We start from the raw sequence: 22,092 nt of genomic DNA on the forward strand, positions 1-22,092 counted from the left end.
GCGCGGGACACGGCTTCGGATCCGTGGCGGTCCTAAGGTGAAGAGGTGTCTCGTGAACGGGGTGTGTCGTGCGGGTGGTGATCGCTGAGGACTCGGTGCTGCTCAGGGAGGGGCTGGTCCGGCTCCTGGCCGACGGCGGGATCGAGACCGTGGCGGCGGTGGGGGACGGTCCCGGCCTGGTCGAGGCGGTCGCGGCGCACACCCCCGACCTGGCCGTGGTGGATGTGCGGATGCCGCCGAGCCACACCGACGAGGGGCTGCGGGCGGCCCTCGCCGTACGGGCGGCCGTCCCCGGGTTCCCCATCCTGGTGCTTTCCCAGTACGTCGAGGAGCGGTACGCGCTCGACCTGATCGGCGGTGGGGCGGCGGCCGTGGGTTACCTGCTCAAGGAGCGGGTGGCCGACGTCGCCGAGTTCCTCGACACGGTGCGCCGGGTGCGCGCGGGCGGCACCGTGATCGACCCCGAGGTGGTCATGCAGCTCCTCGGCCGTCGGCGCCGGGGCACCGACGTGGACGCGTTGACGCCGCGGGAGCGTGCCGTGCTCGGCCTGATGGCGGAGGGACGGTCGAACACGGCGATCGCCACGCGCCTGACGGTGACCGAGGGGGCGGTGGAGAAGCACATCTCCTCCATTTTCGCCAAGCTGAGCCTGGGACCCGCCCCCGACGACCACCGCCGGGTGCTCGCCGTGCTGGCCTATCTGGGCGCGCGTTCCTAGCGGACGTCGACGGTGTCGACGGCGCTCTTCCCGGCGGCCTTGGCCATCCAGGTGCCGTCGGCGCGGGCGACGGCCGAGGCGGTGTACCGGCCCTTGGCGTCGGTCTTGACCTGGGTCACCAGGGTGTACCGCTTGGCGCCGCGCTTCTTGAAGTACAGCGCGACCTTCGTCTTGGCGTAGGGCTTGGCACCCTTGAGGAGCTTGCCGGTGAGGGTGAGCCGCTTGCCCGCCCGTACCGGTTCCGGCTTGGCGTCCAGGGTGAGCGAGACCTTGACGGCGGGGGTGCCGCCCTTGACGGTGAACGCCGCGTCGTCCGTGACCCCGTCCGGGCCCCGGTACGCGGTGATCCGGGCCTGCCAGCGTCCGCCGGCCGTCTTGGCGGTGAGGGCGGCGGTGCCGCGCCAGGTGCCGTCGGCCTGCCTGGTCAGCCCGTCGAGCGTGACCTTGCCGCGTCCGTCGGCGCTTCTGAGCTCGCCGCGGACCCGGTCGGTGTGGGTCGCCTCGGCGGTCACCGTGACCTCGGTCCGGCCGTCCCGCTTGAGGGCCACCGGGTCCGGTGACACGGAGATCTCGCCGAGGGCGACCTTGGGGTCGACCGCAAAGGCGTAGGTGCTCTCCTTGGTGCCGTTGACGGTGACGCGGAGCGTCCAGTCGCCGGGGGCGTCGTCGGGACCGAGGGTGATCTCTCCGGCGACCTCGGGGGCGGGGGCGCCCAGGCTCGCGGCGCGCCAGGTGGTCTCGTCGGGGCCGCGTACCGCGGCGCTGAGCGAGGTCACCTTGCCCGGGTCCTTGAGCCGTACGGTGAAGGCGAGGTCGTTGTCGGTCTTGAGCGGGATGTAGCTCGACCCGGACATCACCACGTTGAGGACTTCGTCGCTCGCGGACAGGCTGGAGAGCGGCCGTCCGTTCGCCTGCACGCCAAGGGACGGGTTCGCCGACTGGCCGGGGTACGGCGGTTCGGGTACGGCCGACGCGGGCGAAGCCGTACCCAGGAGGAGAGCTGCTCCGCAGAGCGCCCCAGTCAGGATCTTCTTCACATCTACCCCCGTAGTACTGCAAACGTTGCGTCTTGGGCAGGAGAGACCAGTGTGACGGAAGTCCACGGTCCACGAACGTGGAATACCGGGGTGCGGCAGCATGTTCTCGTATCTGGCACACTGGTAGCCGAACTGTCGCGGTACCGGTTCCCGCTCGAACGCGCCCGCATCCGATGGCGCGCCGGCCATCCCAGGCCGAGGCGACCCGGCGACCGCACATGGAGAGGAAACACATTATGAAGCCCGACATCCACCCGGAGTATGTCGTCACTCAGGTGAGCTGTACCTGTGGCAACACCTTCACCACGCGGAGCACCGCCAAGAACGGTGTCATCCACGCCGATGTGTGCTCCAACTGCCACCCCTTCTACACGGGTAAGCAGAAGATCCTGGACACCGGCGGCCGGGTGGCGCGCTTCGAGCGGCGTTTCGGCAAGAAGGCCGGGAACAAGTAGCTCGGTGCGGGGGCCGGGCGGCCTCTCCGCCCCGGCCTCGCGGACACCGGTCCGGTCGATCCGGACCGGCGTCCCACGCATTCCTTCCCGCCGTCCGAAGTGAAGTAAGGATCTCCGGTGAATCTCGACGAGCTGCTCGCTGAGTTTGAGGGCCTGGAACATCGGCTCGCCGATCCTTCCGTGCACTCCGATCAGCACAAGGCGCGCGCCCTGGGTAAGCGGTATGCCGAGTTGACCCCGATCGTCCAGGCGTATCGCGAGTACACGCAGGTCGGAGAGGACCTGGGCACCGCCCGCGAGCTGGCGGGCGAGGACGAGACCTTCGCGCTGGAGGCCGAGGAGCTCGGCAGGCGGCAGGGGGAGCTGGAGGAGCGGCTGCGCCGCCTCCTCATCCCCCGCGATCCCAGTGACGACAAGAACATCCTCATGGAGATCAAGGCGGGTGAGGGCGGCGAGGAATCCGCCCTGTTCGCCGGGGACCTGCTCCGGATGTACCTCCGCTACGCCGAGCGGGTCGGCTGGGGGGCGGAGATCGTCGACGCCCAGCACTCCGACCTCGGCGGCTACAAGGACGTCACCGTCGCGATCAAGGGGAAGGGCCCCGAGGGGGTCTGGTCGCGCCTGAAGTACGAAGGCGGCGTGCACCGGGTGCAGCGGGTTCCGGTGACCGAGTCGCAGGGGCGGATCCACACCTCCGCCGCCGGTGTGCTCGTCATCCCCGAGGCGGAGGAGGTCGAGGTCCAGGTCGACCCGAACGACCTGCGGATCGACGTCTTCCGCTCCAGCGGTCCCGGTGGCCAGAGCGTCAACACCACCGACTCCGCCGTACGGATCACCCACATTCCGAGCGGCATCGTCGTCTCATGTCAGAACGAGAAGAGCCAGCTCCAGAACAAGGAGCAGGCGATGCGTATCCTGCGGGCGCGGCTCCTCGCCGCCGCGCAGGAGCAGGCCGACGCAGCCGCCGCCGCCGAGCGGAAATCCCAAGTGCGCACGGTGGACAGATCCGAACGGATCAGGACGTACAACTTCCCGGAGAACCGGATTTCGGATCACCGGGTGGGTTTCAAGGCGTACAACCTTGACCAAGTCCTGGACGGCGATCTGTCCGCGGTGATACAAGCGCTGGTCGACGCTGATTTGGCGGAGAAACTCGCTGCCCACTCCTGATCGCTTAGGACCATGTCGCTTCTGCTGGACGAGATAGCCCTTGCCACCACCCGGCTCGCCGAGGCGGGGGTTCCGTCACCCCGCGCGGACGCCGAGGAGCTCGCCGCCTTCGTGCACCGGGTGCGCCGGAGCGAACTCCACCTGGTCCCCGACGGCGCCTTCGACGCGCTCTTCTGGGAGGGCATCGCCCGCAGGGCGGCACGCGAGCCGCTCCAGCACATCACCGGCCGGGCGTTCTTCCGGTATCTGGAGCTCGCGGTGGGTCCGGGGGTCTTCGTGCCCCGCCCGGAGACCGAGGTGGTCGCCGGGTGGGCGATCTCCGCGCTGCAGGAGATGGACGTCGCCTCGCCCGTGGTGGTGGACCTCGGCACCGGATCCGGGGCGATCGCCCTCTCCATCGCCCAGGAGGTGCCGCTCGCCCGGGTCCACGCGGTGGAGATCGATCCCGACGCCTACGACTGGGCCAAGCGCAACATCCGCGAGCACGGCCAGGGCAGGGTCAGGCTCCACCCGGCGGACCTCGCCGACTGCCTGCCGGAGCTGGCGGGCCGGGTGGACCTGGTGATCTCCAATCCGCCCTACATCCCGCCCGACGCGATCCCCCGCGACCCCGAGGTCCGCGACTACGACCCGGCCCGGGCGCTCTACGGCTCGGGGGACGACGGACTCGGCGAGGTGCGGGCCGTGGAGGACACGGCCCGGCGGCTCCTGCGTCCCGGCGGGTTCGCGGTGGTCGAGCACGCCGACACCCAGGGGACCGACGTCTACTGGCTCTTCCCCGAGGACAGCGGATGGCGGGACATGAGCAATCACAAGGACCTCACCGGCCGGGGACGCTTCGTCACCGCGCGTTTCGGTCAGGAGTGACACCGATCGTGGAAGGATTGTCGCCGTGAGCCGACGTTTTGACTGTGCCGACCCCGAACAGCGGGCCGACGGGCTGCTCGCGGCCTCCTCCGCGGTCCGCGCCGGGGAACTCGTGGTGCTCCCCACCGACACGGTGTACGGCGTCGGCGGCGACGCCTTCAGCCTCTCCTCCGTCAACGCGGTGCTGGCGGCCAAGGGGCGGGGGCGCGACGTGCCCGTGCCCGTCCTGGTCGGCACGGTCCGGGCGGCGAGCGCGCTCATCGACAACCTCGGGGTCGCCGGCAACGATCTCGTCGAGGCGTTCTGGCCCGGTCCGCTCACCCTGGTGTGCCGCGCCAACCGCTCGCTGAGCTGGGACCTGGGGGAGACCAAGGGCACCGTGGCGGTCCGGATGCCGCTCCACCCGGTCGCCCTGGAGCTGCTCAAGGAGACCGGTCCGATGGCGGTGAGCAGCGCCAACCGGCACGGCAGTCCCCCGGCGACCACCGCCGACGAGGCGGAGAAGCAGCTGGGCGACTCGGTCTCGGTCTACCTGGACGGGGGCCCCTGCCACGCGGGGACGCCCTCGACCATCCTGGACCTCACCACCCCCATCCCGCGCCTGCTGCGGCGGGGTGCCATCCCGGCGGACAAGATCCGCGCCATCGTGGGCTTCCTCGCCACGGACGAGCCGTCCGCCGACGGGTAGCGGGCCCGGGCCGCCGCGACCCGGGGCACACCGTGTCCAGGTGTGTTCATATTGTCGCCGAAGTTGGTGGGGATCCTGAGGCGATGCCCGTGTACCGTGAGGGTCGGCACTCCCGATCAACCTCCGGAGACGCCCATGGGCAAACTCAACGGCATGGACCCGAAGCTGGTCCGCCAGATGCTCACCGACCTTGAGCACCGTGCCAAGCGCATCCAGGCGCTCGATGCCAAGATCACTCAGTTGATGAGCACGGCCGGAGTCCCGGCCCCGGTTCCCAAGAGGCCCGCCCAGCTCGCCGACCTCGGTCTCGACCTGGTCCGGGACGTCAGGGCCCGGCTGGCCGTCCTGGAGAAGCAGGAGCGGCTCCGGCTCAATCCGCCGGCGCCGCCACGGCGCACCACCCCCAAACCGGCCGTCACGCCGCAGCGCAGGACCCCGCCGCCCATGAAGAACGGCAGGGGCACCCGGCAGGGCGCGGCTCCGCCGCGGAAGCCGCAGACCCCCAGGCGCCAGCCGCAGATGCCCTCGCCCGCCGAGCCGCCTCCGGCCACGCCGAAGCCGAAGACCGAGCCCGAGCTGCCCCGCCATGCGGTCCCTCCGATGGAGCCGGGCCCCGGGGGCGACGTGCTTCCCCTCGCGGAAGGCCCGGCGGGACGCAAGGTGGGGGAGATAGCCCCGCAAGGGCCGGGCGCCGAGCCGCCCGCGCCGCCGGCGCAGGACCGGCCCGCCGGGATGGGGCCCCAGACCGCCGGATCGGCGGAGGGCGGCGCCGGAGGCCGGGCCCCGCAGGGCGGTCCCGTCCTCCCGGAACCCTCGGATCCGTCCGGCTCGGGCCGAAGCGGTGGCGTGCCGGCCCCGTCCGATCCGGCGGTGGCCGAACCGCCGGTGCGGGAGGTGGGCCTGGAGTCCCCGCCGGGTGGGTCTGAGCCGCCCGGCTCGACGGCGCCGGGTATGCCCGTCGCGGGGGAGGGCCGGGCCCCGCAGGATGGCCCCGTCTTCCCGGAACCTTCGGATTCGTCCGGCTCGGACCAGCGGGCCGGTGTGCCGGCACCGTCCGATCCCGGGGTCGCCGAACCGCCGGTGCGGGAGGTAGGCATGGAATCTCCGCCGGGTGGGTCTGAGCCGCCCGGCTCGACGGCGCCGGGTTCGCCCGTCGCGGGGGAGGGCCGGGCCCCGCAGGGTGGACCGGTGCCGGTCGAAACCCCCGATCCGTCCCGCCTTCGCCAGGACGCCGACGGATCGACGCCGGCCGATCCGGGCCAGGGAGGCGCCGGGCGGCGCCCGTACGATCCGATCGTGACCGAGACGACCCCGGCGCGACCGGAGGGGACGCAGGGCGGTGCGACGCCGCGCGGGTCCGGGCCGTGGAGCGGGTACGCCGACGGGCCCCCCGGGACGGTCGAGCCGCAGGGGCCGGCGGAACAGGAGGGCCGATGACGGAGAACCGGTACGACGACCCGCCGGCGCCGACCTATCCGAGCCGCGGCGCCGGTCCGGAGAGCGGTGGCATGCCGGCCCCGGGCCTGCTGGATCGCCACACACCGGGCGGGGCCGCGCCGAGCTGGGTGTTCAACCCCGAGTACGAGAAGCTGATCATCCTCTGGCGGCAGGTGGAGAAGCTGCTGGACGAGCTGACCCCCATCCTCGACCCGGTGCTCACCATGGCCCGGTCCAAGGACGTATGGGACGCCCCGGTGGCCGAGCGGTACGTGCAGGACCTGACCAGGTGGCGGCAGGACCTGATCGCCTACCGGGCGACGATCCTGGGGGCGATCAGCAGGCTGGCGGGGTCGGAGGCGGTGCCCAAGTGGATTCCGGCGAAGAACTCCCCCGAGGTGCTGCGCTGAGGGGACGGGCGTTCTCCGGATGCTTGTCATGATGGCGTAAAGATCGCATCAGGCGAGGTTACGGCCGGGACAGGCGGTCATACAGTGGTCGGTAAGCCGCCCTACCGGGAAGTGATCCGATGCAGGGAACCCCGTACTACGGACCGGACTTCGATCTCCTGCAGAGTCGGGATCCCGAGCTCGCCCAGGTGCTTCTGGACGAACTCGACCGGCTCCGCGGCGAGCTGCAACTGATCGCGAGCGAGAACCTCGCCTCGCCCGCCGTCCTCGCCGCGCTGGGATCCACCCTGACCAACAAGTACGCCGAGGGCTATCCGGGCCGCCGCTGCTACGGGGGCTGCGAGGTCGTCGACCGGGCCGAGAACCTCGCCAACGAACGGGCGAAACGCCTGTTCGGCGCGGATCACGTGAACCTTCAGCCGTACTCGGGGACCTCCGCCAACCTCGCGACGTACGCGGCGCTCCTGCAGCCCGGGGACACGGTGCTCGCCCTGGCGCTGCCGCACGGCGGGCATTACACCCACGGCTCCCGGCTCAACTTCTCCGGCCGGTGGTTCGACATCGTCCCGTACGGCGTGCGCCGGGACGACGAGCTGATCGACTACGACGAGGTACGCCACCTGACCCTCCGGCACCGGCCCAAAATGATCATCTGCGGCGCCACCTCGTACCCGCGGACGATCGACTTCTCGGTCTTCCGCGGGATCGCCGACGAGGTGGGCGCCTGGCTCGTCGTGGACGCGGCCCACCTCATCGGGCTGGTGGCGGGCGGGAGCGTCCCCTCACCGGTGCCCCACGCGGACGTGGTGACCTTCAGCACCCACAAGACGCTGCGGGGGCCGCGCGGCGGCGGGGTGCTCTGCACGGCGGAACTCGCCCCCCGGATCGACCAGGCGGTCTTCCCCTTCGTCCAGGGCGGCCCCCTGATGGACACGATCGCGGCCAAGGCGGTCGCGCTGGGGGAGGCGCTGGACCCGTCCTTCGCCGACTACACCGAATCGGTCGTCCGCAACGCCCGTACCCTCGTCGAGGCCCTGGCGGGGGAGGGGATGCGGCCGGTCTCCGGGGGCACCGACACCCACCTCGCCCTCGTCGACGTACGCGGGCTCGGCGTCACCGGGGTCGACGTGGAGCAGTGGTGCGCGGACGCCCGGATCGTGGTGAACAAGAACGTGATTCCCTACGATCCGGAGCCTCCAACCGTCACCTCGGGTGTCCGGGTGGGGACGCTCTGTGTGACGACGCAGGGTATGGGCGTCGCCGAGATGAAGGAGATCGCATCGTGGATCGCCGACGCGGTAAAAAATCCGGCTTCGGCGCAGACGATCGCCACCAAGGTCGCTAACCTGGTGGCCAGGCACCGTGCCTATCCCGAGTGAGTGGCGTCCTGCAGGCCCACCCGGACGGATCGTCGGGTACCTCTGTGTACTTTGCGGTCACATGCACACGGTGAGTTCGGGAGACTGAGGGCGTGCGCGAATACTTACTTGTGATTTTGGTCGCAGCGGTTGTGGTCTATCTGCTGGTGCCACTGGTCCGGGTGTTCGCGCTCAAGATCGGGGCAATGACCGAGGTCCGGGATCGCGACGTGCACTCGGTTCCCACCCCCCGGCTCGGCGGGCTCGGCATGTTCGGCGGGATGGTCGCGGGTCTGCTCCTGGTGAGCCAGCTCAGGCTGGGCGAGGCGATCGGGCAGACCTATCCGCAGGCGATCACCGGGTTGCTGCTGGCCGGCGGGCTGATCGTGGTGACCGGCTTCCTGGACGACTGGTGGGGCATGGACCCCTTCATCAAGTTCGGCGGTCAGGTCGGCGCCGGAAGCCTGCTGGTCTACGGCGGGATCAGCCTCCCGTCGATCCCGCTGCCGTTCGGCTGGAACTACATCCTCGACCCGGTCGTCGGGGTTCCGGTGACCATCCTGGTCGTGGTGGTCATGATCAACGCGGTGAACTTCGTGGACGGGCTGGACGGCCTCGCCGCCGGCCTGGTGGGCATCGCGTCGCTGGCCACCTTCGTGTACGCCTACGCCCTGACGATCTTCAACGGGAGTTCCCGGCTCACCCTGTCGACGCTGATCAGCGCACTCGTGATCGGGATGTGCCTGGGATTCCTGCCGCACAACTTCCACCCCGCGCGGATCTTCATGGGTGACACGGGCTCGATGCTCATCGGCCTGTTCCTCGCCGCCTCGATCATCTTGACCAGCATCGACGCCAAAGTCGTGGACGACGTCAACCGGTTCCCGACGATTCTCCCGCTGCTGCTCCCGGTCGCGGTGATGCTGCTGCCGCTGATCGACCTGATCATGGCGGTGGTCCGGCGGACCTCCTACGGCAAGTCGCCCTTCGCCCCCGACAAGAAGCACCTGCACCACCGGCTCCTGGAGATCGGCCACTCCCACCGGCGAACCGTGGTGATCATGTATCTCTGGGCGACGATGTTCGCGACCGCGGTGATGGCCTTCTCCCTGTGGGGTTCGCCGATCGTCGTCCTGGTCTCCATGAGTGTGATCGCGGTGGGGGCACTGGTGCTGATGACGCTGCCCCGATGGAAGTCACGCAACGCCGGGCGTTCAGGTTCGGATCGGGGCAGGCCGGGCGGCGGCACGCGGCGTAAGCCCAGGCCGCAGCCGGGTTCGGCGCCCTCCGGCGACCAGGCGGCACGCATGCCCGAGGGCGACGAGGAGTTCCGAGAACCCATCGCCGAGTACAGCGGTGACCCAGGTGAGTACGCGAGTCCGGAAAGCCAGGGGCCCGAGGTCTCGCTGCGTTCTCGTCACGTCTAGCGACCGTTTCTGTACTCGGCAGGCCGTCGACTCTCCGCCGCACCGGCCCGTGCGGAGCCGGTGAACGGGCTGGTAAAGGCGCTTTTGCGGAGCTTGTGATATCTTTCACGAGCAGGCTTGCTTGAGAGTCGGGGGCCACCCCCGGTGACGAGACCCTTGTTTCCCGACGACTCCGGAGCGCAAATGCAGCCCAACGACGTACGTCTGCTTCGTGACGCCGTGATTCCCACCGCCCTGGCCGGGCTGGCCGCCGTCCTGATCGCCGCGTTCACCACCGGCGTGACCGGCGCGGTCGGCGCCGCGATGGGTGTGTTTCTCGTCGCATTTTTCTTCTCGATAGGCCTGTTCGTGGTTTCCTGGGCGAGCCGTATCTCGCCGCAGATGATGATGGTCGCGGCCATTCTGAGTTACGCCGTGAAGTTCGTCGTCATCGCCGTCTCGCTCCAGGCGTTCAAAGACGTTTCGATCTGGCATCCCAAGGCGTTCGCCTGGACCGTCGTCGCCTGCACCGTCGTCTGGCTCGCGGCCGAGGCCCGGGCGTTCATGAAGACGCGGATGCTCTACGTCGAGCCCGGCACCCAGGTTCCCGGTATGAAGGACGGGCCATGACCGTCGTTCTGACCGTCGGCCAGATTCCGCATAACAAATTCATCGACATAACCGGTGAAACGCCGCTTCGGGTGGCACCCGATATGACTAGTCCTCACCACGCCTGCTATCGTCGGGCTCGCGATGAGCGTACAGAAGCGACCGCCCGAAGACGACGGCCGCGACTTCGCCAACACCGCCTGGAGCGCCCCGAGCTATCTGATCTCGGGGATGGTGATCTGGGGTGGAGCTGGCTGGTTGTTGAGCCGGTTAACTGGCGTGGACGCTTTCATCCCCATAGGCCTTCTCGTCGGTCTCGGGCTCGCCATCTACCTGGTCTATCTGAAATACGGCCGCTGACCCAGGATCGGGGCCTCCCGCCGATCAAGCCCCTTTTGCCCGTCTTTACCTTGAAGGGAACGCCCGTGCGCGAGCGTAGCGAGCGGACAGACAAGCGCAGTAGCGTTCGCAAACTTGTCATCGAGCTCCTGAACGAGGTGGCCGAGTGAGCACGTTCGCGATTGTCGCCAACGATGAGTTCAAGGCCCCCGGGGTCGAGATCTTCCAGCTCCCGCCGCTCTGGGAAGGCGCCCCGTTCTGGCTGACCAAGCCGGTGGTCCTCGCGGTGGTGAGCGCGCTGGGCATCTGCCTCCTCGCCTGGTCCGCGTTCGCCAAGCCGAAGCTGGTGCCCCGCGGGCTGCAGAACGTGGGCGAAATGGGCTACACGTTCGTCCGCGACCAGGTCGGCCGCCCGTTCCTCGGCAAGGACACCGACAAGTGGATGGGGCTGCTCCTCAGCCTGTTCTTCCTGGTGTGGATCTGGAACCTGCTGGCCGTGGTGCCGGGCATCAACTTCCCGGTCAACTCGCACATCGCCTTCCCGGCCGTGCTGGCGATCATCATCTACCTGCTCAAGATCTATCTGGGCATCCGGCACCAGGGCTTCGTCGGCTACTTCAAGGGCATGATGTTCCCGCCGGGCGTGCCTAAGTTCATGTACGTCCTGCTGGCGCCGATCGAGTTCCTGCAGAACATGATCTTCGCGCCGTTCACCCACGCGGTCCGGCTCTTCGCGAACATGTTCGCCGGTCACATCATCCTCGCGTTCTTCAGCCTGGTGGGCTTCCACTTCCTGATCACCCACCTCACGCCGGCCGGATTCACGCTCGGCGTGCTCGGCGTGGTGATGACGATTCTGATGACCGCCTTCGAAATGTTCATCCAGTTCCTGCAGGCGTTCCTGTTCAGCCTGCTCGCCGCGATGTACATCGGCCAGGGGCTGCACGCAGAGCACTAGTCAAGCCAGGTCTGCGGCCCCCGGCGGCAGACGCCTCCCGACGCAAGTCCAGACCGGTGGAACCTCCATCGGCCGACCAGTAAAGGATAAGAAGAATGGGTCTCCTCGCTGAGGTTAGCGGTCATCTCGGTTCGATCGGTTACGGTCTCGCCGCGATCGGCCCCGGTATCGGCGTCGGCATCATCTTCGGTCAGGGCGTGCAGGCCATCGCCCGTCAGCCCGAGGCGTACGGCCTCCTCCGTCAGAACATGCTTCTCGGCTTCGTCTTCACCGAGGCGCTCGCCCTGATCGGTCTGGTCGCCCCCTTCATCTACAACAACCTGTAGCCACATCCATCCCTGACGAAAGGCTGCACCATGACACTCGCAGCTTCACTCTTCACGGTGGCGTCGGAAGAGGGTAACAACCCGCTCCTGCCGCACACCTACGAGCTGGTCGTCGGCGGTCTGGCGTTCTTCGTCGTGGTGATCGTGGTCGGCAAGATTCTGGTGCCTCGCATCCAGAAGACGCTGGCCGAGCGCACGGCGGCGATCGAGGGCGGGATTGAGCGGGCCGAGAAGGCCCAGGCGGAAGCCCAGAGCACCCTCGAGTCCTACAAGGAAGAGCTCGCCAAGGCCCGGCACGACGCCGCGCGCCTCACGGCGGAGGCCCGCGAGCAGGCGGCGCAGATCAAGGCCGAACTCCGCGAGGAGGCCCAGGCCGAGGCACGCCGGCTCATCGAGGCCGCGCACGCTCAGATCGAGGCCGACCGCCAGCAGGCGTTTGTTCAGCTTCGCTCGGAGATCGGCCGTCTCTCCGTCGACCTGGCCGGCCGCATCGTCGGCGAGTCGCTCGAGGACCAGGCTCGGCAGAGCCGGATCATCGACCGATTCCTGGATGAGCTGGACGACCAGTCGCGGGAGCGGGTCGGCTCGTGACGACGGATAGGGCGCGACCATGACGATGATGGGGATGAGCCGGGCCTCGCTGGCCGAGCTCGAGGAGCGCTTCAACGGCATCGCCGGCAGCGCCGACCTCACCGAGTTGGCCGACGGGCTCTTCGCGGTCGTCTCGCTGCTCGACCGCGAGCACCGGCTCCGCCGTACCTTCACCGACCTGTCGGCCACGGCCGAGCGCAAGGCGGCGACCGTCCGTACCCTGCTCTCGGGCCGGGTGAGTGAAGCCGTGCTGGAAACGGTCGTGGCGGCCGTCGGGGCCAAGTGGTCGCGGGCGGGTGACCTGCCGGACGCGCTGGAGCGGTTCGGCGTGATCGCCGCGCTCGCCCAGGCCGAGGCGCAGGGGCAGCTCGACGACGTCGAAGACGAGCTGTTCCGCTTCGGCCGCGTCGTGGACGGTAACCCGAATCTGCGCCGAGCACTCGCCGACGCCGCCGCTCCGGTGGAGGCGAGGCTGGCGCTCGTTGACCAACTGCTCTCTGGCAAGACCGCGCCTGCCACGCTTCAGCTGGTCAGGCAGCTCGTGGCACACCCGCGAGGACGTAGCCTGGACAGAGGGCTTGAGGAGTTCGGACGGCTGGCTGCCCTCCAGCGCCGGCGGCTCGTGGCGGTGGTCCGCACCGCGGTGCCGCTGACCGACGGGCAGAAGCAGCGGCTCACGGCCTGGCTGCGAGCCTCGTACGGACATGACGTTCACCTGAACGTCGATCTCGACCCGCAGGTGCTCGGTGGATTCTCGGTTCGCGTGGGCGACGAGATCATCGACACCACCGTGGCGGGTCGTCTTGAAGAAGTCCGTCGGCGGCTCGCCGGCTGACCCGCAAGCCTTGGGTAACACAACCCTGAGAAATCGGAGATAGACGAAGATGGCGGAGCTTACGATCCGGCCGGACGAGATCCGGGACGCGCTTGAGCGCTTCGTCCAGGCGTACGAGCCGGAAGGTGCCGCGCGCGAGGAGATCGGGACCGTCGTCGATGCAGGCGACGGCATCGCCCATGTCTCCGGCCTTCCCTCGGCGATGGCGAACGAACTGCTTGAGTTCGAGGACGGCACACGTGGACTGGCGCTGAACCTGGACGTCCGGGAGATCGGTGCGGTCATCCTGGGCGACTTCAGCAACATCGAGGAAGGGCAGACGGTCCGCCGCACCGGCGAGGTCCTGTCCGTACCGGTCGGCGACAACTTCCTCGGCCGCGTGGTCGACCCGCTGGGCAACCCGCTGGACGGCAAGGGCGCGATCGAGCCCGAGGTACGGCGTGCGCTGGAGCTGCAGGCCCCCTCGGTGGTCCAGCGCCAGTCGGTGCGCGAGCCGCTGCAGACCGGCCTCAAGGCGATCGACGCCATGACGCCGATCGGCCGCGGCCAGCGTCAGCTGATCATCGGTGACCGCGGTACGGGCAAGACCGCGATCGCGGTGGACACGATTCTCAACCAGCGCGAGAACTGGCTGAGCGGCGACCCGAGCAAGCAGGTTCGCTGCGTGTACGTCGCGGTCGGCCAGAAGGGCTCGACGATCGCCCAGGTGAAGGGCCGCCTGGAAGAGGCCGGCGCGATGGAGTACACCACCATCGTGGCCGCTCCGGCGTCCGACCCCGCGGGCTACAAGTACCTCGCCCCCTACACCGGGAGCGCGATCGGGCAGCACTGGATGTACCAGGGCAAGCACGTTCTGATCGTGTTCGACGACCTGACCAAGCAGGCCGACGCCTACCGCGCCGTCTCGCTGCTGCTCCGCCGTCCGCCGGGCCGTGAGGCGTTCCCCGGCGACGTCTTCTATCTCCACTCGCGGCTGCTGGAGCGCTGCGCCAAGCTCTCCGACGACCTGGGCGCGGGTTCGATGACCGGACTCCCGATCATCGAGACCAAGGGGAACGACGTCTCCGCGTTCATCCCCACCAACGTCATCTCCATCACCGACGGACAGTGCTTCCTGGAGACGGACCTGTTCAACGCCGGTGTCCGCCCGGCCATCAACGTCGGTGTCTCGGTCTCCCGAGTCGGCGGTTCGGCGCAGATCAAGGCGATGAAGAAGGTCGCCGGTACGCTCCGCCTGTCGCTGTCGCAGTACCGTGACCTGGAGGCATTCGCCTCCTTCGCCTCCGACCTGGACGCGGCCTCCCGTGCCCAGCTGGAGCGCGGCGGTCGCCTGGTCGAGCTGCTGAAGCAGGCGCAGTACACGCCGTTCCCGGTCGAGAAGCAGGTCGTCTCGGTCTGGGCCGGGACCACCGGGCAGCTCGACGACGTCCCGCTGGAGGACATCCGCCGGTTCGAGGCGGAGTTCCTCGACTACGTCGGCCGCGAGTACAAGGGTGTCCTGGACAGTATCCGGGAGCTCAAGGACCTCGGGGACGACACGGTCACCACGCTCAAGGACGCCATCACGGAGTTCAAGAAGGGCTTCGAGACCTCCGCGGGCGAGCTGCTGATCAGTGACGAGCCGGTCGCGGCGCTCAAGGACAGCGACGTCGGCCAGGAGAAGATCGTCAAGCACGTCCGCCCCAAGACCGAGAAGCCGTAATGGGTGCCCAGCTCAGACTGCTCAGGCGGCGGATCAAGTCGGTCAGGTCGACCGCCAAGATCACGCGCGCGCAGGAGCTGATCGCCTCGTCGCGGATCGTCAAGGCCCAGCAGCGGATGCACGCCGCGCTGCCGTACGAGCGTGAGATCACCCGTACGGTGTCCGGCGTGCTCAGCAACACCGCCAAGGTGGACCACCCGCTGACCGTGCAGGCCGAGAACCCCCGGCGCGCCGGCTTGCTGGTCATCACCAGCGACCGCGGGTTCTGCGGTGGGTACAACGCCAACATCCTCCGGGAGGCCGAGGCGCTGAGCCGTCTGCTGCGGGACCGGGGGATCGAGCCGACTCCGTACGTCACCGGCCGCAAGGGCATCGCGTGGCACAGCTTCCGTTCGCGGGAGATGGGCGGGCAGTGGTCGGGGTTCTCCGACGCACCCGCCTACGGCAACGCCAAGGAGATCGCCGACGCGCTGATCGAGTCCTTCCGGGACGAGAACGGCATCGACGAGATCCACGTGGTCTCCACCGCTTTCGTGTCCATGCTCACGCAGCAGGTGACGGTCACCCGGATCCTGCCGCTGGAGGTCGAGGAGACCGAGCGTCCGCCGGACACCGGCCCGATGCCGTACTACGAGTTCGAGCCGTCGGCCGACGGGGTGCTCGACCAGTTGCTGCCGCGGTACGTCGAGTCCAGGATCTTCAGCGCGCTGCTGCAGTCGGCCGCGTCGGAGCACGCGTCCCGGCGGCGCGCGATGAAGTCGGCGACGGACAACGCCAACGAGCTCATCCGGGTGTTCACCCAGCAGATGAACCAGGCACGACAGGCCGAGATCACCCAGGAAATCAGCGAGATCGTCGGTGGCGCCAACGCGCTCGCTGACGCCGGAGCCGGGAAAGAGTGAAATGACTGTTTCGGTAGACACCACCACGGCCGCCGGCCGGGTGGCCCGTGTCACCGGTCCCGTCGTCGACGTGGAGTTCCCCGTCGAGGCGATGCCGGGGATGTACAACGCGCTCAACGTCGAGGTCACCCTCGGCGGTGAGACCAAGAAGCTGACCCTGGAGGTCGCCCAGCACCTGGGGGACAACCTGGTCCGCGCCATCTCCATGCAGCCCACCGACGGCCTGGTCCGCGGAGCCGTCGTCACCGACAGCGGCGCCCCGATCTCGGTGCCGGTCGGCGACGTCGTCAAGGGACACGTCTTCAACACGCTCGGCGAGACGCTGGACGTGCCCACCAGCTCGCTCAAGGTCACCGAGCGCTGGCCGATCCACCGGCCGTCCCCCGCCTTCGACCAGCTTGAGTCGCGGACGGAGATGCTGCCCACCGGGATCAAGGTCATCGACCTGCTCACCCCGTACGTGAAGGGTGGGAAGATCGGTCTGTTCGGCGGCGCCGGCGTCGGCAAGACCGTTCTGATCCAGGAGATGATCCGCCGGGTCGCCCTGAAGTTCTCCGGAACCTCGGTCTTCGCGGGCGTCGGCGAGCGGACCCGTGAGGGCAACGACCTCTGGACCGAGATGGATGAGGCGGGCGTCCTCAAGGACACCGCCCTCGTCTTCGGCCAGATGGACGAGCCGCCGGGCACCCGTCTGCGGGTCGCGCTGTCCGCGCTGACCATGGCGGAGTACTTCCGGGACGTGCAGAAGCAGGACGTGCTTCTGTTCATCGACAACATCTTCCGGTTCACCCAGGCGGGTTCGGAGGTCTCCACGCTGCTCGGCCGGATGCCGTCCGCCGTGGGTTACCAGCCGACCCTCGCCGACGAGATGGGCGTGCTGCAGGAGCGGATCACCTCGACCCGCGGCCACTCGATCACCTCCATGCAGGCGATCTACGTGCCCGCGGACGACATCACCGACCCCGCCCCGCACAACGCGTTCGCGCACCTGGACGCGCAGACCGTTCTCTCCCGGCCGATCTCGGAGAAGGGGATCTACCCCGCCGTGGACCCGCTGGACTCCTCGTCCCGGATCCTCGACCCGCAGATCATCGGCGAGGAGCACTACGCGGTCGCCCAGGAGACCAAGCGGATCCTGCAGAAGTACAAGGAACTGCAGGACATCATCGCGATCCTGGGTATCGACGAGCTCTCCGAAGAGGACAAGGTCACGGTCAACCGGGCTCGCCGGATCGAGCGTTTCCTGTCCCACCCGATGTACGCCGCCGAGGCGTTCACCGGGCAGCCGGGTGAGTTCGTCCCGCTGGACGAGACCATCTCGTCCTTCAAGGGTCTGTGCGCGGGTGAGTACGACCACCTGCCCGAGCAGGCGTTCTTCATGGTCGGTGGTATCGAGCAGGCCATCGCGAAGGCCAAGGAACTCGCTCAGTGACGTCGCCCGGTACGGCCGGCGCCGAGCGCCGGCCGTACCGAGGGCTCAGCTAGGAGGCTGTAGTGGCAAAGCTCCGGGTCGGAGTGGTCTCGCCGGAGCGTGAGCTCTGGTCGGGCGAAGCCGACATGGTCATCGCCAAGACTATTGACGGCGAGATCGGTATCATGCCGGAACACGCACCAGTGCTCGGCATCCTGGTCGAGGGCGGTGTGCTGCGCGTCAAGGGCGTGGAGGGCGGCGACCTCGTCGCGGCCGTCCACGGTGGATTCATCTCGGTCGGCAACAACGAGGTGTCCGTCCTCGCCGAGACGGCCGAGCTCGGCTCCGAGGTCGACGTCGCCCGTGCGCGTGACGCGCTCCAGCGCGCCGACGCCAGCATGGACGGGGAGTCCGCGGCGGCGGTGCAGCGGGCGCGCGCCCGGCTGATCGCAGCCGGCGAAGAGGTCTGAACGGTTAAGGAGTAGGCGGATGGGGCAAGCTACGGCGATCGTCACGGTCGTGTTGTCGCTTGCCCTGCTGCCGGTGCTCCGGGCGGTGATGCTCACCCGGATGCGCGGCTCGGTCTCCTGTTACCTGCGCCCCGTAGCCGGTGGGCGAAAGTGGCGCCGAGGGGTGGCCCGCTACGCCGCAGGGGAGATCCACTGGATTCCCCTGATAGACATCAGAATGAGACCGCGCCACGCGATCGCGAGGCGCGGTCTTGTCGTCTCGGTCCGCAGACTCCCCACTCCGGCCGAAGGGCTGCCGGAGGGGTTCTGGGTCGTCGACTGCGGTTCGGTCTCCGTCGCGATGAGCGAGGACGCGCTCACCGGCTTTCTGTCCTGGCTGGAGGCCGCGCCCCCGGGTGCCTACCTCGACGCGGCCTGACCCGCGCGTTGCCCCGGGGTTTCACATATCATCACTTAGGGTAGTCGTCACAGGTCGGACCAGCCCCCCGAGAATGCTTCGTTCATTCGAAGGGGAACAGCTGTGGGTAAGAGATCCGTCGCACTGATCGCCGCCGTCTGCGGCGTCGTGACATTGGCCCTGAACGGTCCGGCGGTCGCCGCGCCGACCGGCGACACCATCGTCACCTTCACCGTCTCGGCGGGCAGCCTGGACGTCACCGTGCCCGCGTCGTTCGGGCTGGGCACCGCGCACCCGGGCAACGTGCTGGAGGGCCCGATGGGGCCGGTCACGGCCACCGACACCCGCGGCGGGGCCACGTCCAACTGGACCGCCTCGGTGTACGGAACAAACTTCACGGCCGGTGCGCTGACCGTCCCCGTCGGGAGCGTCGCCTACTGGTCGGGTACGGCCTCCGTGGCGCTCGGCGGGGGGACCTTCACGTCCGGGCAGGCCACCAGGGACGCCCGGGTCCCGCTCGGTCTCGTCGGCAGTCCGGTGACGGCGTACGCCCATTCGGGGGGCAGCGGCGGGAGCACGGCGACCTGGGCTCCGTCGCTTGTGCTGACGATCCCGCTGACCGCCCAGGTCGGCACCTACTCCGGCACGGTGACGCATTCGCTGTCGTAGCCTGCTCGCCGGGTTCGCTCTGGGGGTGGCGACGCTCCTGTCGTCCGCGGCCCCGGCCGGCGCGGCATCCGCCGGGCAAGCGGACGGCCGGATCGGCATCCGGTTGATCGAGGCGCCGGTGAGCCGCCGGGACGATCCCCGCGCGCTCGCCTACATCGTCGACCACCTCAATCCGGGCATGGTCATCGAACGGCGGTTCGAGGTGATCAACAAGTCGCGGTCGGCGCGGCGCGTCGACCTGTACGCGGGTGGGGCGGACATCGTCGACGGGACGTTCACCGTGGCCAGGGACCGGGAGGCGAACGAACTGAGCGACTGGATGTCGCTCGATCGCGACGTGCTGCAGGTGCCGGCGTGGGGGCGGGCCCAGGCCGAGGTGCGGGTGAAGGTGCCGCCGGCCGCCTCACGCGGGGAGCGGTACGCGGTGGTCTGGGCGCAGACCGCCGAGGAACCGGGCGGTAGCCGGACGATCCGGACGGTGAGCCGGGTCGGCATCCGCGTCTACCTCGACGTCGGACCCGGAGGGGAGCCGCCGTCGGACTTCGCCGTCGACCGGCTCACCCCGGAGCGCGCGCCGGACGGTGCCCCGCGACTCGTGGCGGATGTGCGGAACACCGGGGAACGGGCCCTGGACATCAGCGGATCGCTCTCGCTGTCGGACGGGCCCGGCGGTCTGCGGGCCGGGCCGTTTCCCGTCCAGCAGGGGGTCACGATGTCGCCGGGCTCGGTCGCCGCGGTCACCGTCACGCTGGACCGGCGGGTGCCGGCCGGGCCGTGGGACGTCTCGCTCACCCTGCGCAGCGGGAAACTGGAGCGCACGGCGACCGCGACCGTGACCTTTCCGGGGCGCGGGCGCGGACGGTCCGTGATTCCGTTCTCCTCGGTCCTGTCGCGGTACGGAATGCTCGGCGGACTCGTCGCGGTACCGTTGGCGCTCGGGGTCGTCGCGGTGGTCCGCCGCCGGAGAGCCGCCCGCGGGCCGGCCGAACCGGACGGCCGCTGACCGCGCCGGAGGGAGAACCGGGGGAGAACATGCGGAAACGGGCCGCGATATCGGCCGTGGTGCTGGCTGTGGTTCCGACCCTGACGCCGACGTCGTCGGCCGTCGCCGGGGCCGCCGTTCCCGACAGGCTTCTCTCTCTGGACATCACGGTGCCGTCCGGGTCGGTCTCCCTGGGCCACGGCGGTCCCGGAAGCGTGCTGGAGGGCGCGCTGGGCCAGGTCACCGTGGCCGACACCCGGCTGGGCATCACCTCGAACTGGACGGCTTCGGTGCACGCGACCGACTTCACCGGCGGCGGGCGCACCATCTCCGTGAGCAACGTGGCCTACTGGTCCGGTCCGGCCGTGGTGGCCCAGGGAGGCGGGATCTTCACCCCGGGGCAGGCCACCCGGGCGGCCCGGATGACGCTGGGCGGCAGCGGCGCGCCGGTCACGGCCTTCAGCCACTCGGGCGGCCTGTTGACCGGGAGCACCGGGGCGTGGAACCCGCAGCTCGTCGTCTCCGTTCCGTTCAGCACGCAGAACGGCGACTACCGCGGGACGGTGACCCACTCGGTCGTCTAGCGGCTCCGGCTCAGCGGCTGCCGCCGGGTTTCCACAGCACCTCGTTTCCCTCCGCGGCGAGCCGGCAGAAGATGAAGAGCAGGTCGGAGAGGCGGTTGAGGTATTTCACCGTGAGCGGGTTCATGTCCTCGTGCGTCTCCAGCGCCTGCCAGGCGGTGCGCTCGGCCCGCCGGGCCACGGTCCTGGCGACGTGGAGCAGCGCGGCGCCGGGCGTGCCCCCGGGGAGGATGAAGCTCCGTAGCGGCTTGAGCTCCTCGTTGAACTCATCGCATTCCGCCTCAAGCCTGTCGATGTAGGCCTGGTCAATCCGGAGCGGCGGAAACTCGGGGTTCTCCACCACCGGCGTGCACAGGTCGGCGCCGAGGTCGAAGAGCTCGTTCTGCACCCGGCCGAGCACGTCGTTCAGTTCGGGGGCGAGATCCCCCATCGTGACCGCGACGCCGATCGCCGCGTTCGCCTCGTCGACGTCGGCGTAGGCGGCCAGCCGCGGGTCGGTCTTGGACGTCCGGCTCATGTCGCCGAGGGCGGTGGTGCCGTCGTCGCCGGTCCGGGTGTAGATCCGGGACAGGACGACCGGCTGGTCTTTATCGGCTCTGGTCATGTTTGTCACGCTATCGCGGGCCGCCGCGATGCCGGACTCCTGCCTCCGCTCCTGTCGCGGGACGCGGCGCCCAGGTTCGTTGTCAGGATGATTACGTTATGACATCGTGTGACTACGTGGCGCGATCGTCATGGTTGGATGGGTCCGTGGCGAACGGTCACGGTCGGCCAAGGCCGGACGGCCCTACTTGAGGGGATGACATGGGTGTCCGGGGGTTTCCTGAGGCGAGCCGTCTCGGGGTGCTTGTGGGCACTCGGCACCGTGCGTCGTGCGCGGGAGGTCATCCCAGGTGGAGAAGGGTGTCATCCGGGGCGATCCGGCGGCTCTCGGTCACTGCGGAGTCTCCGGCGGCCCGAATGGCCTGAACACGGGTGCCCGGCGGTCATCGGGGGTCCGCCGGGCACCTCTCATATAGAGGGGGCGGGTCACGGTGGTGGCCCGCCCCCGGGCCGCGTTCACGCGCCGAACGCGCGCCGGAAGATGTGGATCGCGGTCGCGGCCAGCCGGTCCACCGGAGGGGGGTCGTCGGCGAGGGTCCAGGCGAGCGAGAGCTCGTGCATCGAGCCGATCAGCCCGACGGCGAGCAGCCGCAGGTCCTCCCGGGACATCCCGTGCAGGCCCTCGACGGCCTCCTCCACGAACGCCGTGAAGTCGACGAGCATGAGCCGCCGTACGGCTTGCAGGGCGTCGCCGGCCCGGTTCACCTCCAGATGGAGGATGCGCGCCCGTCGGATGTCCTCGGTCACCCACGCGAAGTAGCGGGTCAGGCCGTTTTCGATCCGGCTTTCCAGCGTCGGCTCGGCCTGCCGGACCGCGGTGCCCACCACGGTGAGCGACGCTTGGACGCAGCGGCGGTAGACGGTCTCCATGAGATCTTCGCGCGTGTCGAAATGCTCGTAGAAGGCTCGGGTGGAGATACGGGCGGTCGCGCAGAGTCGCTCGATCGTGGTGGAACCGAACCCCTCCAGCGCGAAGAGGGTGTAAGCCGCCTCGACCAGGCGTTCGCGGCGATCTTCATATCGTTGCTCAGGGGTCATCCCGCGGTAGGAACGGCCGTCGGAAAGTGCCGGCGACGCCCATTCCTGCGCCGTGTCCTGATGTGGGGCCCTCACGATATCGGCAAGATCTTTTGACCCGGAAGTGTGAGATGTCGTCACATAAATGGATTT

The 22,092-nt window shown here is 69.2% G+C and carries 26 protein-coding genes; 23 read left to right on the top strand and 3 right to left on the bottom strand.

Annotation, left to right across the window (positions count from 1 at the left end; genetic code table 11):
- The first annotated feature begins 68 nt into the window (after positions 1 to 68).
- Positions 69 to 719, top strand: coding sequence for a response regulator transcription factor (locus RUR_RS23115; RefSeq protein ID WP_283137257.1), 651 nt, complete (start codon positions 69 to 71; stop codon positions 717 to 719).
- Here RUR_RS23115 and RUR_RS23120 read toward each other — a convergent pair.
- Positions 716 to 1,756, bottom strand: coding sequence for a transthyretin-like family protein (locus tag RUR_RS23120; RefSeq protein WP_283137258.1), 1,041 nt, complete (start codon positions 1,754 to 1,756; stop codon positions 716 to 718). The two genes, RUR_RS23115 and RUR_RS23120, sit on opposite strands and share 4 nt — an antisense overlap.
- Before the next feature lie 236 nt (positions 1,757 to 1,992).
- Here RUR_RS23120 and rpmE point away from each other — a divergent pair, with 236 nt between their 5' ends.
- The 22 genes from rpmE (at position 1,993) to RUR_RS23230 (ending at position 20,322) form a co-directional block, all read left to right on the top strand.
- Positions 1,993 to 2,211, top strand: coding sequence for a 50S ribosomal protein L31 (gene rpmE / locus RUR_RS23125; RefSeq protein ID WP_283137259.1), 219 nt, complete (start codon positions 1,993 to 1,995; stop codon positions 2,209 to 2,211).
- 117 nt (positions 2,212 to 2,328) lie between these two features.
- Positions 2,329 to 3,381 carry a peptide chain release factor 1 gene (gene prfA / locus RUR_RS23130; RefSeq protein WP_283137260.1) on the top strand — a complete coding sequence of 351 codons (1,053 nt, stop codon included), beginning with the start codon at positions 2,329 to 2,331 and terminating at the stop codon, positions 3,379 to 3,381.
- A gap of 12 nt (positions 3,382 to 3,393) precedes the next feature.
- Positions 3,394 to 4,248, top strand: a complete 855-nt coding sequence (gene prmC / locus RUR_RS23135; protein WP_283137261.1) for a peptide chain release factor N(5)-glutamine methyltransferase — start codon at positions 3,394 to 3,396, stop codon at positions 4,246 to 4,248.
- A 25-nt stretch (positions 4,249 to 4,273) separates the two neighbouring features.
- Positions 4,274 to 4,936, top strand: coding sequence for an L-threonylcarbamoyladenylate synthase (locus tag RUR_RS23140; protein ID WP_283137262.1), 663 nt, complete (start codon positions 4,274 to 4,276; stop codon positions 4,934 to 4,936).
- Between the two features lie 135 nt (positions 4,937 to 5,071).
- The gene (locus tag RUR_RS23145) at positions 5,072 to 6,373 is read left to right on the top strand and encodes a hypothetical protein (RefSeq protein ID WP_283137263.1); all 1,302 of its coding nucleotides are present in this window, start codon (positions 5,072 to 5,074) and stop codon (positions 6,371 to 6,373) included.
- Positions 6,370 to 6,783, top strand: coding sequence for a hypothetical protein (locus RUR_RS23150; RefSeq protein ID WP_283137264.1), 414 nt, complete (start codon positions 6,370 to 6,372; stop codon positions 6,781 to 6,783). The genes RUR_RS23145 and RUR_RS23150 overlap by 4 nt, the downstream gene beginning before the upstream one ends.
- 119 nt (positions 6,784 to 6,902) lie before the next feature.
- Complete coding sequence (locus RUR_RS23155) at positions 6,903 to 8,162, top strand: serine hydroxymethyltransferase (RefSeq protein ID WP_283137265.1); 1,260 nt, start codon at positions 6,903 to 6,905, stop codon at positions 8,160 to 8,162.
- Between the two features lie 110 nt (positions 8,163 to 8,272).
- The gene (locus tag RUR_RS23160) at positions 8,273 to 9,568 is read left to right on the top strand and encodes an MraY family glycosyltransferase (RefSeq protein ID WP_283137904.1); all 1,296 of its coding nucleotides are present in this window, start codon (positions 8,273 to 8,275) and stop codon (positions 9,566 to 9,568) included.
- A 183-nt stretch (positions 9,569 to 9,751) separates the two neighbouring features.
- Entirely contained in the window at positions 9,752 to 10,177 is a 426-nt protein-coding gene (locus RUR_RS23165; RefSeq protein ID WP_283137266.1) for a Cg1360 family ATP-synthase-associated protein, read from the top strand.
- A gap of 123 nt (positions 10,178 to 10,300) precedes the next feature.
- The gene (locus RUR_RS23170) at positions 10,301 to 10,516 is read left to right on the top strand and encodes a hypothetical protein (RefSeq protein WP_283137267.1); all 216 of its coding nucleotides are present in this window, start codon (positions 10,301 to 10,303) and stop codon (positions 10,514 to 10,516) included.
- A 145-nt stretch (positions 10,517 to 10,661) separates the two neighbouring features.
- Positions 10,662 to 11,453: a F0F1 ATP synthase subunit A gene (gene atpB / locus RUR_RS23175; RefSeq protein WP_283137268.1), complete on the top strand. Its 792-nt coding sequence runs from the start codon at positions 10,662 to 10,664 to the stop codon at positions 11,451 to 11,453.
- A 95-nt stretch (positions 11,454 to 11,548) separates the two neighbouring features.
- On the top strand, positions 11,549 to 11,779 hold the full coding sequence (atpE, locus tag RUR_RS23180; RefSeq protein WP_283137269.1) for an ATP synthase F0 subunit C: 231 nt from the start codon (positions 11,549 to 11,551) through the stop codon (positions 11,777 to 11,779).
- A 30-nt stretch (positions 11,780 to 11,809) separates the two neighbouring features.
- Entirely contained in the window at positions 11,810 to 12,370 is a 561-nt protein-coding gene (locus RUR_RS23185) for a F0F1 ATP synthase subunit B (protein ID WP_283137270.1), read from the top strand.
- Positions 12,371 to 12,389: 19 nt separating this feature from the next.
- Positions 12,390 to 13,205 (top strand): F0F1 ATP synthase subunit delta, encoded by an 816-nt coding sequence (locus RUR_RS23190; protein WP_346349060.1) that lies wholly within the window; start codon positions 12,390 to 12,392, stop codon positions 13,203 to 13,205.
- 49 nt (positions 13,206 to 13,254) lie between these two features.
- A complete protein-coding gene (gene atpA / locus RUR_RS23195; protein WP_283137271.1) occupies positions 13,255 to 14,907 on the top strand; it encodes a F0F1 ATP synthase subunit alpha in 1,653 nt (550 codons plus the stop codon).
- Positions 14,907 to 15,809: a F0F1 ATP synthase subunit gamma gene (locus tag RUR_RS23200; protein ID WP_283137272.1), complete on the top strand. Its 903-nt coding sequence runs from the start codon at positions 14,907 to 14,909 to the stop codon at positions 15,807 to 15,809. Before atpA ends, RUR_RS23200 begins: the two co-directional genes overlap by 1 nt.
- 1 nt (position 15,810) lies before the next feature.
- Positions 15,811 to 17,241, top strand: coding sequence for a F0F1 ATP synthase subunit beta (gene atpD / locus RUR_RS23205; protein ID WP_283137273.1), 1,431 nt, complete (start codon positions 15,811 to 15,813; stop codon positions 17,239 to 17,241).
- Positions 17,242 to 17,303: 62 nt separating this feature from the next.
- A complete protein-coding gene (locus RUR_RS23210) occupies positions 17,304 to 17,690 on the top strand; it encodes a F0F1 ATP synthase subunit epsilon (protein WP_283137274.1) in 387 nt (128 codons plus the stop codon).
- 19 nt (positions 17,691 to 17,709) lie between these two features.
- The gene (locus RUR_RS23215; protein ID WP_283137275.1) at positions 17,710 to 18,108 is read left to right on the top strand and encodes a DUF2550 domain-containing protein; all 399 of its coding nucleotides are present in this window, start codon (positions 17,710 to 17,712) and stop codon (positions 18,106 to 18,108) included.
- A gap of 102 nt (positions 18,109 to 18,210) precedes the next feature.
- Positions 18,211 to 18,756 carry a hypothetical protein gene (locus RUR_RS23220; protein ID WP_283137276.1) on the top strand — a complete coding sequence of 182 codons (546 nt, stop codon included), beginning with the start codon at positions 18,211 to 18,213 and terminating at the stop codon, positions 18,754 to 18,756.
- Between the two features lie 25 nt (positions 18,757 to 18,781).
- Positions 18,782 to 19,759 (top strand): hypothetical protein, encoded by a 978-nt coding sequence (locus RUR_RS23225; RefSeq protein ID WP_283137277.1) that lies wholly within the window; start codon positions 18,782 to 18,784, stop codon positions 19,757 to 19,759.
- Between the two features lie 29 nt (positions 19,760 to 19,788).
- Positions 19,789 to 20,322 (top strand): hypothetical protein, encoded by a 534-nt coding sequence (locus tag RUR_RS23230; RefSeq protein ID WP_283137278.1) that lies wholly within the window; start codon positions 19,789 to 19,791, stop codon positions 20,320 to 20,322.
- Between the two features lie 10 nt (positions 20,323 to 20,332).
- Here RUR_RS23230 and RUR_RS23235 read toward each other — a convergent pair whose 3' ends face one another.
- Positions 20,333 to 20,923 (bottom strand): cob(I)yrinic acid a,c-diamide adenosyltransferase, encoded by a 591-nt coding sequence (locus RUR_RS23235; protein ID WP_283137279.1) that lies wholly within the window; start codon positions 20,921 to 20,923, stop codon positions 20,333 to 20,335.
- A gap of 455 nt (positions 20,924 to 21,378) precedes the next feature.
- The gene (locus RUR_RS23240; RefSeq protein ID WP_283137280.1) at positions 21,379 to 21,960 is read right to left on the bottom strand and encodes a TetR/AcrR family transcriptional regulator; all 582 of its coding nucleotides are present in this window, start codon (positions 21,958 to 21,960) and stop codon (positions 21,379 to 21,381) included.
- Positions 21,961 to 22,092: the final 132 nt, after the last annotated feature.

This window comes from Rhizohabitans arisaemae (genome assembly GCF_025996515.1).
Lineage (GTDB): Bacteria > Actinomycetota > Actinomycetes > Streptosporangiales > Streptosporangiaceae > Rhizohabitans > Rhizohabitans arisaemae.